Source organism: uncultured Duncaniella sp. (assembly GCF_910577345.1).
In the GTDB taxonomy this organism is placed as follows: Bacteria; Bacteroidota; Bacteroidia; order Bacteroidales; family Muribaculaceae; genus Duncaniella.
This window is the reverse complement of sequence record NZ_CAJTMT010000031.1, coordinates 1-11,446: the sequence shown is the minus strand read 5'-3', so window position 1 is coordinate 11,446 and position 11,446 is coordinate 1. Positions and strand designations below refer to the sequence as shown.

6 protein-coding genes are annotated in these 11,446 nt (G+C 53.0%); 3 read left to right on the top strand and 3 right to left on the bottom strand.

The window, feature by feature from the left end; translation table 11 throughout:
• Positions 1-9 precede the first annotated feature (9 nt).
• The 3 genes from QZ310_RS11455 to QZ310_RS11445 form a co-directional block, all read right to left on the bottom strand.
• Positions 10-2,211, bottom strand: a complete 2,202-nt coding sequence (locus QZ310_RS11455; RefSeq protein ID WP_297072914.1) for an amylo-alpha-1,6-glucosidase — start codon at positions 2,209-2,211, stop codon at positions 10-12.
• Positions 2,212-2,302: 91 nt separating this feature from the next.
• On the bottom strand, positions 2,303-4,126 hold the full coding sequence (locus tag QZ310_RS11450; RefSeq protein ID WP_297072912.1) for a right-handed parallel beta-helix repeat-containing protein: 1,824 nt from the start codon (positions 4,124-4,126) through the stop codon (positions 2,303-2,305).
• Between the two features lie 68 nt (positions 4,127-4,194).
• Complete coding sequence (locus tag QZ310_RS11445; RefSeq protein ID WP_297072910.1) at positions 4,195-6,282, bottom strand: glycoside hydrolase family 127 protein; 2,088 nt, start codon at positions 6,280-6,282, stop codon at positions 4,195-4,197.
• A gap of 233 nt (positions 6,283-6,515) precedes the next feature.
• On the opposite strand from QZ310_RS11445, the gene QZ310_RS11440 reads away from it, so the two are divergent.
• From QZ310_RS11440 to QZ310_RS11430, 3 genes are read left to right on the top strand one after another with little or no spacing between them, the layout of a single operon-like run.
• Entirely contained in the window at positions 6,516-7,835 is a 1,320-nt protein-coding gene (locus QZ310_RS11440; RefSeq protein ID WP_297072908.1) for an alpha-L-fucosidase, read from the top strand.
• Positions 7,836-7,840: 5 nt separating this feature from the next.
• Positions 7,841-8,605 (top strand): copper homeostasis protein CutC, encoded by a 765-nt coding sequence (locus tag QZ310_RS11435; RefSeq protein ID WP_297072906.1) that lies wholly within the window; start codon positions 7,841-7,843, stop codon positions 8,603-8,605.
• A 32-nt stretch (positions 8,606-8,637) separates the two neighbouring features.
• A complete protein-coding gene (locus tag QZ310_RS11430; RefSeq protein WP_297072904.1) occupies positions 8,638-11,259 on the top strand; it encodes a transglutaminase domain-containing protein in 2,622 nt (873 codons plus the stop codon).
• Positions 11,260-11,446 lie beyond the last annotated feature (187 nt).

The window sequence follows — 11,446 nt, the reverse complement described above, 5'->3', positions numbered from 1 at the left end:
CCAATCGCTTCATACTTCCTTATATTTAATGGTGATTTCCTTATCAGTGTCGATATAGACGCGGTAGCTCTTGTCGCCGGTCTTCTCAACTTTACCGCTGCTGGATTTGGGCAGTTTGGCGGACTTGAAATTGATGTAGCCCTTGCCTTCGCTCGCCTTAACCTTGATTTCACGGTCATTCATGTAGAGTGAAATCTCGCCGTTGGGGGTCGGGACGGTTCCCTCCATCCATTTCAGCCCTCCAAGGTCTGGAGTGATTGAAAATTCCTTGTAGCCGGGCTTAATCGGTTTGACACCAAGGAAATATTTGCCAAGCAGATAAATCGGGCTTGCACCCCAGGCGTGACAGAGGCTCTTGCCGTAGGGACGGCCATACATGGCAAGGTGCTGTGTGCCCTTATCCTCAGGGTTATACTTTTCCCAGAATGAGGTGGCACCCTCGCGGAGCATACCTCCCCAATAGTCCTTCATCTCCTTGAGCACCTGCTTCTGCAATCCCTGATCACACAGTGATTCCAGTTCATAGAAACGCATGTAAGGGGTGGTGATGGCGGGAACTTCGGGATTGAGCATCACATTTTTCATCACTGAAGCAGTGGTCGGCTCATCGAGGTAGTCAAAATTGATTGCGAACATGTTGGCGAACTTGTTGACCTGGTCGCTCTTCTTGCCATTCTCGACATTATGGACGAGAGCCTGACGCGATTCATCCCAGAAAGTCGGGAGGAGTTTGTCGCGAAGGTCGGTAGCAAGAGTTCCATAACGCTTTGCATCAGCCTTATCACCTACGATGTCTGCGCAGAGCTTCATGGTTTCAAGGCTTTTGCAGAGAAGAATCTGCTCGAACGAGAGCGCACCCTGCTTGCTCATGGGGAAATCTGCCCAATCGACAAACACCCAGTCGCCGGTCATGCCCTCAAGCATACCGTCCTTGTTGGTGCGGCCAAGGACATAGTCCATCATGGTCTGCATCTTGGGATAAATTTCCTTGACAAACTCAGTGTCGCCTGTGTAGAGATAATAGTCATAAATACCGATGAACCAATAGAGTGTATAGTCCATGATGGTATTGATATGGGCTGTCACAGGGTCCTTGCCACGGAGCAGACGGGTGGTTCGCTTGACAGTGGGGCTATCAAAGAAGAGATAGTAGTTCATGAGATAGCTCTGCACGGCGTCACCGCTCCACACCCAACGGTCACGTTTGATGCCGTCGATGAAGAATTCGCGGGTGGTGAGGTGCATGGTGTAGGCACCAACATCCCAGATTTTGTTGATTTCGGGGTCGCTGCACTTGAACGAGCCACGGTATTCCACGGGGGCATACTCATAGAGCATGGCTATATCCTCGAAGTTCACCCCCTCTTCGGGTGCGACATAGACATAGCGGAAAGCCTTGGAATTGTCGAGGGTATAGTTTCCGGCCTGTTCGCAGACCTCGTTTGTGGCAAGGTCAATGACCATACCGTCAGAGAAACCGATCTTGTCGAGTGTCTCACACTTCTCGATGTCGAGTGCCTCTTCGGGACTTTCACCATAATATATATTGACAACACCGTTTCCGACAGGTTTCTTGATGACGATGCGTCCGAATGTCTCTTTGCCGAAGTCATATAGACGACCGCCGTCGGCAGTCTTCTGCTCGACGGCCACATAGTCCATCGGTTCAAGTTTCAGGTAGAAGCTTGACGGCGGATTCTTGATATTGTCAAAGTTCCAGTAACCTGCAAGAGCGTAGGTTGTGGCAGAGGTGTCGCTTGCCTTTCCGCTCTCGTCAATCCACTCCTTGTCCTCGTTTGTCACCTTCCATGTCGGGTCGGTGTTCACATTCTTACCCTTGACATAGAGCGCCGGAGGGGTGGACTGGTTCCACACCTTTATATTAAGCTTGTGCTTGCCGGCAGGGATGGTGAATTTCGAGGGTTGTCCGAACTGGAGCTTGCCATCGAGCTTCACATTGTATTTTCCCTCAGCCGCAATGACGATTTCCTCATCCTGCGGGAGATCGAGGTCTTTGCTGAACTCAACCGTGACATAATGGCTGTCGGTTTTCCAGAACGGAGGGAAGAAGGCTCCGCGTTCCGTACGGTTGTTGTTCATCCGGTTTCCGAGCCATATTTCATAGTCACCGGGATACCATATCCAGGTCTGTGCGGAGGCTGCAAGTCCGAAAGCAGCTGCAGCAAGGAGAGTGGACACTCTTTTTTTCATGTTTCTATTTTGCGGTAAGTTTTTGCAGAATATTATATAAGGTGTATGGAGAAATCAAGGGTTGCCGGAGAGCCTACCCGTGATTCTGTTGTCAGAGAGATTTCAGATATTGGAAATCTTTGGTCAGACCTGCGTTGTTCTTTATCTTTTCGTCAACCGCAGGGCCATTGTTCTCCCACACATTGCCGGGACCGTTGGCATTCTGGAGATACTTCTCACCCTCCGTCCAGTTGTCCTTGACGTTAATGAACGATGAGCCTTCGTCGGTGTAGAGATAGAACCAGTGGTTAGGGTCATGGGCATAGCCGGGGACGTAGATGTCGCGCACACAGTTCTCTGTCACCCAACTGTGGGGTTGAGATCCGAGAGTGTAGACACCGGCCACGTCATACATGTGTTTGGCGTAGTGATGGATGAGATTGGCGTGCACGCGGTTGTTACGCATACAGTTGACCGTGCGGGTCCAGCCCCATCCGAGGTTGATTCCGCTATACGATACATCATTTATCTCATTGTGCTCGATGTTGATACCCTTGACGTAACCGGCGCAGATGCCAAGCGTGCCCCAGTCCTCGTTGGTCACATCGGTAATAAGATTGTTGGCGATTGTAAGGTCGGAGCATACTTCACGGCCGTCAGCAGGATCGTAAGGAAGGTGGGTTTCGTGTGAAGCAGGGCTGAAGTTTCCGACCACGATACCGTTGCCGGCAATGTCGCGGAAGAGGCAACCCTCAATCAGACCACCCTCAGTACCCCACTCATAGTCGAGACCCGACGAACCGAGGTGTTCGAAACGGCATTTCAGGAAATCCACGTCGGAAGCACCCTTGACAACCACAGCCGAAGCCGGCCGGCCGAGCCAGCCCTGATTGTCGAGCTTATGGTTCTGCGGACGCTCCATCTTGGGGTTAATCTTATAGCCGTCGGTCATGTACATGCCTGCCTGAAGAGGCACATGCCCCATCAGGGACGGACGCATCCATGTGGTGTATTCAAAGCCTATATTCTCGATTCTGACATTCTCAACACGGCGGTCGAGAGTGCCTTCGATTGTCATAAGTGTCTCCACGGCAGGGACAACCGCATCCTCAATCGTCTCTCCGGGGAGAGGATAGTAATAAAGTTTGCGTGTGTCGATGTCGTGATACCATTCGCCGGGGACGTCGAGAAGTTCCTTGGCGTTTGTCAGATAGAATGCGGAGTTATGACCGTCGGTCGTCACCATCGGGCGGGGCCAGGGATGCTCGAACTGAATGCGGCTTTCAGGATTGTGGAAACGCACAGCCGCGCTGTCGCCCTGAATGTCAATCGATTTGATACGGAGATTCGCCATACACCACATCTCATGAAGTACCATTTCGGGATATGGTGCATTCTTGATTTTCTTAACCGCCTCGGCAGGAACCCACAGCACTTCATTGGCAGGGTCGTTGCTGATGATGCGATACATCTTCTCGAAATCCTCGACATCGCGCGCGCGTACTGCCTTCTTTCCGTTGACATAGAGCTGACGGAAATCGAGAGGACGGCCATTGAACTGCGGAACATCGGCAACCATCAGTTTGCCCTGACGCTTCCATCCGTCGATTTTCACTCCGCCGCTAAGCCATGCACCTCCATCGGAAGTGATGACCGTGGGGGACGACGGTGTACCGCTGTCCTCAGGACGGACAAAGACCGGTTCATATACATTATATGTACCCTCGGCAAGATGGATTGTTATGCCCGACTCCACACCGAGAGCGGAGAGACGGCGCATTTCGCGTGCCTGACGCAGCGCAGATGTCAGGGTGGCCTTAGGCGCACCCTGACTACCGTCGTTGGCATCGCTGCCCGACGGCGCTACATAGACATCCGCAGCGTATAGCGATAGAATCGAGAGGAGGAATCCTCCGGTCAAAATCAATTTCTTCATAAAAACAATTCAGTCAGTGGAGAGAATTTTGAAACTATCCGACAATAAACATTAATGTGGATGAAATATCAACGTGCAAGCGGGAGCCATACGCTCATTTCCGACTTGTCGCGGTTGCCCCATGCGAAATAGGGAATAAGGGTCACCTTCACCTTCTTGTCGGCGCTTCCGACCTCGCGGTAAAGTTTGCCGGTCCAGTCACCGCCGTCAACGAGACGCGCCTCGGTTTCGAGCGCAACCATGCGGCTGCCGTCGATGGTAATATCCTTCGTTGTGAAAGTAGCATCGGCAGGGATAAGCACGTCGTCGAGTTTCTTTCCACCCTCAATGTCTATGCCTTCGAGACAGTAGACGAGCGGACCGCGTTTGATTGCTGTGTGGTTGCGTGTCTCCTCGACGAGAGGATTCGATTCAAGGAGCTTGGTCTTCATCTCCATGTCGAAAGTCACCTCATCGCCTGCTTTCCATTTGCGGTCAAGTGTGATATAGCTGTCGGGAGTGACGGTAACATTTTCCTTAACACCGTTGACGGCGACTGTAGCGTTGTCGCACCACGAGGGGACACGGAGTTTAAGGGCAAGTTTCTCCTTCTTGGGAACCTCAACCATTGTAAGGACAACCTTGCCATCGTAGGGATAGCCGGTGCGCTGGGTCACGACAAGAGGTTTCTTCTTGCCGAGCGAAGTGCGCAGCTCGCTGTCGCCGTAGAGGTTACACCAAAGGGTGCTGTCGTTGACAGTATAGGCATAGTTCTGAGCCTCGCAGATTGTGCGGAGAGTGTTGGGAGGACAGCAGAAACAACTGATGTATTCCTCGCGGGTCTTCGGCCAGCGGAGGGTATAGGGCAAATCGTCGCTCATGCGGAGCGGGTTGGTGTAGAAATACTTCTTGCCGTCGAGGCTCACGCCGCTGAGCACACTGTTGTAGAGCGCGGTCTCAACGATGTCGGCATACTTGGCATCGCCGGTCGCCTCAAGCATACGCCAGTTGAAAAGCATATTGCCGATGTTGGCACAGGTCTCGTTGTGGGCAGTGCTGTTGGGTAGCTGATAGGGGCGGCCATAGCTCTGGTGAACCTTCTGGATGCTGTCGGGCTCGTAGTTGGTACCATCGGGCGAAGTGCCGTCATAAAGAGCACCGCAGGCACCGGTCACATACATCTTGCGGTTTACAATATCGTTCCAGATGCTTGTGAGGTTCTTCATCAGCTGCTCCTCGCCTGTCTCGGCATAGAGGTCGGCGACACCTGCATAGAGATAGTTGGCGCGCACGGCATGACCCATTGCGTTGTACTGGTCACGGAAGGGGATACGGTCCTGATTGTCGTCGGTACCATTCTCAACGAGTCCGCGGATGTTGATGAGATTGTTTGCAAGGTCAAGATAACGGGGATTTCCGGTCTCGCGATACATCTCGACCACACCCATATAGTGGGAGGGACAGATGGCATTGCGCGCAAGCTCGGCGGATGCGGTCTCATAGAAGTGACAGAGGAAATCGGTAGCCTTGACAGCGGCATCGAAAAGCTCAGTCTTGCCGGTGGCGCGCTTATGGATGATACCGGCCATCATGAGGTGACCGAGATTGTATGTCTCAAAGTTCAGACGGTTGGCGAAAGCGCCCTTCTCGTCCTCACCACCAACCTTGGTACCGATGACTGTCTGTTCCTTATGGAAGGCATGGGTGTCGACACCGCGATTACGCTCGTCGATGATGACCGGAGTATGTATATAGCCGTCGGCACGCTGCGCTTTCACAACCTGATCGATAAACTTATCCATAAGAGCGTCAAGTTTCGGATCCTTGTTGACAGCATAGACAGCGGCTACTGCCTCCAGCCACTTGTACATATCACCGTCATGGAAGGGGGGACCCCAATGCTCACCCTCACAGGTTCCGGCTGCAATCTCGAAATTGCGGAAGCCGTGTGAGATGTCGGGGTTGGACCATGTCTCCCACATGCTCTGCAGGGATGTACCGCTATAGACATCGAAACGCTCACCCCAGAATCCGCCGGTCCATTTGACCGCACCGACAGGGGTGTTTACCATAACGGCATGTTTGCTTTCAGACATGTCCGTAAGTCCTCCTCCCTGCGCAAATGCGCCCAATGAAAACACTGCACAGGAAACAATGGTATTAAATCTTTGAAACATAATCAGTTAGGATTAGATATAAGAATTTAGATTACAAAGTTAAAAAAATAAGCCCATACTTCCAACTTTCAGCGTGGTTTTAATTGGAAAATTACAATAAGTATGAAAATTTCCTATCCAAAATCTTTGAACACGCCACACTTATTATCATTCTGACAATAAGTTTCATGACAAAATCTATATTTTTCAAAAATAATGCGTAAATTTACGTCCTTAACCTATACCATCCGCACATGAACCAATTCAGTAAAATCATTTCCGGGATTCTTCTTGCAATCTTCCCGACACAGATAAGTGCAAGCACTCCTGAAACCACCGTCTACACCCCGTCGGCGGAAGTCATGGCCTCGCAGTCGGAATTCGAGGCTGACCGTTTCGGTATTTTTATCCATTGGGGCATATACAGCATGTTTGCCCGTGGGGAGTGGTATCTCAACTACGGGCCGAAGGCTGATGAGTATGCCAAAGCCGCCAAAGGCTTCTATCCCGCCGACTTCAACGCGGCCGACTGGGTTTCGGCCATAAAGGAATCCGGTGCGCGCTACATCTGCTTCACAACCCGCCATCACGACGGATTCTCGATGTTCCACACCAAGGAATCGGACTACAACATCGTGGATGCCACGCCATTCAAGCGCGATGTTCTGAAAGAGCTATCCGACGAATGTCAGCGTCAGGATGTGAAGCTCCACCTTTACTATTCCCACATCGACTGGACCCGTGATGATTATCCTTGGGGACGAACAGGACGGACTACAGGCAAGGATTCAATCAAAGCCGACTGGCCCCACTATTATGCTTTCATGAACCGTCAACTCAACGAACTCCTCACCAACTACGGCCCGGTACGCGCCATCTGGTTCGACGGATGGTGGGATCATGACGAGGACAGCATCCCGTTCAACTGGGAACTGCCCGAGCAATATGCCATGATACACCGCTTGCAACCGTCATGCCTCATCGGCAACAACCATCACCAGACACCTTTCCCCGGCGAGGACATCCAGATTTTCGAACGTGACCTTCCGGGAGAGAACACCGCCGGTCTTTCCGGACAAGCAATCAGCCGTCTGCCCCTCGAGACATGCAACACAATGAACGGTATGTGGGGATATAAGATTGAGGATACCAACTACAAGGACACCCGCACACTCATCCATTATCTCGTCAAGACAGCCGGTATGGGTGCAAACCTCCTGCTCAACATCGGTCCGCAGCCAAACGGAGAACTTCCCGCAGCAGCCATTGACCGACTGAAGGATATGGGTGAATGGATGCGCGAGAACGGCGAGACCATCTATGGCACAAAAGCAGGGCCATTCCCCGCCCAGGAATGGGGCACGACAACTGCCAAAGATAAGCGGCTGTTTGTCCATCTGCTCACACCGACATCGACCGACATCCTGCTCCCCGCCGACCTTAAAATCAAAAAGGCCGTCAGCTTTGCCGACGGCTCAAAGGTGAACTACACCAAGGATAAAAACGGTGTCACACTGCATCTCGATGCCATCCCCGAAAGCATCGACCACATAATCGAACTGGAATTGAAATAATTACCATGCCACGCACGTCCATCCCCTCCCCTATCCTCGAAGTCTGCTGTGGAGACCTCGAAAGTGTCGTTGCAGCGAAAGCCGGAGGCGCACAGCGCATCGAACTGTGCGCCGCACTTTCGGAAGGGGGACTTACCCCCTCGGCCGGACTTATCGCCGAAGCACTCCGGCAAGGCATTGCCAAAGTCCATGTCCTCATCCGTCCGCGCAACGGAGATTTCCTCTACACGGAAAATGAAGTCGCGGTGATGGAACATGACATACGCGCAGCCGTTGCAGCCGGAGCTGACGGCGTTGTCATCGGAGCTTTGACAGAGGATGGAGAAATCGACATCCCTACATGCCGACGGCTCGTCGAAGCAGCAGGAAGCGCATCGGTCACCTTCCACCGAGCTTTCGACCTGTGTCGCAATCCTGAAAAAGCACTTGAGGAAATCATTGCTCTCGGTTGTGACCGTATCCTGACCTCCGGTCTGGCGCAGTCGGCCCTCGCAGGAGCGGAAATGCTTGCAAGCCTCAACCGCCTTGCAGCCGGACGCATCACACTTCTCGCCGGTGGAGGAGTAAACCCGGAAAACGCCCGTGAAATCATGAGAATCACCGGACTCAACGAACTCCATGCCTCAGCCAAAACGACAACAGGAAGCCGGATGAAATTCCGGCGCGAGGCAGTCAACATGGGTGAAGCGGGAAAGGATGAATATTCCCGCCATGTCACCAATGCCTCCACGGTCGCAGAAATCATCCGTGCAATGAACACTATACAATAAGCCAACCATCACGCCCACATCCCCCCGACTCCATGAAAACAACCATCATCAGCCACTGCCTTGCAAGCGCACTCTCGATAGCATCGCCATTCTGCATCGCGGCTTCACCCATAGACCCTGCAATCCAAACGGATTTCAACAAAAAAGAAAGTTCGATAAACGACAACAGCATCCAAGCATGGTTTGCCTCACGCAGCGACCTCACACCGCAGGAGGAGGAAGCCATGAAATTCCTCTATGCCTACATGGTCCTCCCCGACCGCAACGGGTATACACCGGACTTCTATCTCACCAATGTCCGCTCATCATTCCTTGCGCGTGAAGAAATGCCGTGGGGCAAAACTGTGCCCGAACGCGAATTCCGCCACTTCGTCCTTCCGGTCCGCGTCAACAACGAAAGTCTTGACCTCTCGCGACCGGCGTTTTACGAAGAACTCAAAGAACGCATAAGCGGACTGAGCATGGAGGAGGCGATACTCGAAGTAAACCATTGGTGTCACGAAAAAGCCACCTATCAGCCATCTGATGCCCGCACAAGCAGTCCGCTCAGCACTGTCAGCCAGGCAATCGGACGCTGCGGCGAGGAATCGACATTCACAGTCGCCGCACTTCGTGCAGTCGGCATTCCGGCGCGTCAAGTCTACACTCCGCGTTGGGCCCATACTGACGACAATCACGCTTGGGTCGAGGCATGGGCAAACGGCAAATGGTATTTCCTCGGAGCCTGCGAGCCTGAACCCATATTGAACCTCGCATGGTTCAACTCACCCGCCTCACGCGGAATGTTGATGAACACAAAGGTGTTCGGCCGCTATGACGGCCCGGAAGAGGTTCTCGAAAGGACTCCGACAAACACCATCATAAACGTGACCGAGAACTATGCTCCTGTCCGCACAGTCAATGTCACCGTCAGAGACCGCGACGGAAAACCGGTGGAAGATGCGACAGTCAACTTCTCGCTCTACAACTATGCCGAATTCTACCCCGTGGCCGTAAAGAAATCAGACACAAACGGCCATGCGAGTCTCAATGGCGGAATGGGCGACTTCATGGTCTGGGCATCTGACGGGACAAATTTCGGGATAGCCAAAGCATCCCCATCGGAAAGCGGAGCAGTCGACATAATTCTTGACAAAGGCCCTGAGTGGACAGGAGTGATGGAATTCGACATCGTCCCACCCGCTCCGTCAGCCTCACTCCCCACTCCATCCGAGGCTCAACGTGAAGAAAACAACCGCCGATTGGCATACGAGGATTCGATACGCTCAGCCTACACATCAACCTTCGCCACTCCCGAAAGCGCCTCGGCACTTGCATCGCGCCTCGGCATAGACAAGGATTTGACAGTCAAAATCCTCACTCAATCGCGCGGCAACCACGCCATGATAGAAGGCTTTCTGAGTGCCACACCCGACACGCTGCGTGAAAAAGCACTCCGTCTTCTCAACGTCATATCTGAAAAAGACCGCCGCGACGTGAGTCCGGATGTACTTGCCGACCATCTTGCCACACCCGTCACGGATTCCAAGCTCTTTGACGCATACGTCATGAATCCCCGCATCGAGAACGAACGCCTCACACCCTACAAGGCTTTCTTTACCGACAGATTCACCCCTCGCGAACGCAATGAGTTCCGCAACAATCCCCGGAAATGGGTGGAATGGTGCAGAAACAATATTGCCACCGACACGGTCTGGAATCTCCTTGCAATCCGCATGAATCCCGAGGCAGTGCGCGGCCTTGCCGACAACCGTTCGCGCGACATCTTCTTCGTAGCCGGTGCCCGCAGTTTCGGTATTCCCGCAAGAATCGACCCGGTCACAGGCAAAACACAGTATGCCGACAGCAGCGACAACTGGACGGATGTCAAATTCAACGACGAACGCCTTGTTCCCGCTACACCCAAAGGGGATCTCAAACTCAATTTCACGCCTGTGGGACGCACGGTCGACCCGAAATACTACTCGCAATTCACCATCTCGAAAATCGAGAACGGATTGCCACGGGTGATGGAATTTGACGAGGACGACACAGCAGGTTCCATCGAGCGCAAAGGTGAGCGGTTTGATGAGGGACGTTACATGCTCATCACCGGACAGCGCATGGCCAACGGTGGAGTGCTTGCCCGCGCCGACATCTTCAATATCCACCCCGACCAAAGGACAGAACGGCCTCTGACCATCCGTCAGAACAGCACGGAGGTGCAGGTCATCGGCTCCTTCAATTCCGAAAACCTCTACCATGACCTTGCCGAAGACACCGACAAGAGCCTGCTGTCGACCACCGGACGAGGCTACTATATCCTCGGACTCATACGACCAAACAACGAGCCTACGACCCACAATCTCAACGATATATCAGCCGTAGCCTCTGAATTTGAGGCACGTGGCAACAAAATGGTCCTCCTTTTCGCCGACCGCGACGAAGCCGCACGTTTTGACAAGGGGCGTTTCCCGTCGCTCCCGTCCAACGTGGTCTTCGGTACGGACATTGACGGCAAAATCCTTGGCGAGCTTGTCGAGAATCTCAATCTCCCTGACAGTGAGCGTCCTATATTCATCATTGCCGACACCTTCAACCGCGTCGTATTCCTCTCCCAAGGTTACACAATCGGCCTCGGCGAAACGCTCACCGACATCCTCCATAGGCTTTGAAGCATTATTGTCGGACATCTTCGATGCCCGTGGCGGATAGTATTCCTTCCACACCCGCACACCTTCGCGCCACGCAATTTCGCCCTGCGGGCTTCATTGCGTTGTCGCTCGATGCGGGGCTACCAGCGCACCGCTGCTGCTATATAACTACCCATCGCTTATAGTTGCGCCAACAATCTTAGCGAGT

Coding starts and splice junctions, on each gene's coding strand:
- QZ310_RS11455 (WP_297072914.1), bottom strand. CDS start 2,211: ATGAAAAAAAGAGTGTCCACTCTCCTTGCTGCAGCTGCTTTCGGACTT.
- QZ310_RS11450 (WP_297072912.1), bottom strand. CDS start 4,126: ATGAAGAAATTGATTTTGACCGGAGGATTCCTCCTCTCGATTCTATCG.
- QZ310_RS11445 (WP_297072910.1), bottom strand. CDS start 6,282: ATGTTTCAAAGATTTAATACCATTGTTTCCTGTGCAGTGTTTTCATTG.
- QZ310_RS11440 (WP_297072908.1), top strand. CDS start 6,516: ATGAACCAATTCAGTAAAATCATTTCCGGGATTCTTCTTGCAATCTTC.
- QZ310_RS11435 (WP_297072906.1), top strand. CDS start 7,841: ATGCCACGCACGTCCATCCCCTCCCCTATCCTCGAAGTCTGCTGTGGA.
- QZ310_RS11430 (WP_297072904.1), top strand. CDS start 8,638: ATGAAAACAACCATCATCAGCCACTGCCTTGCAAGCGCACTCTCGATA.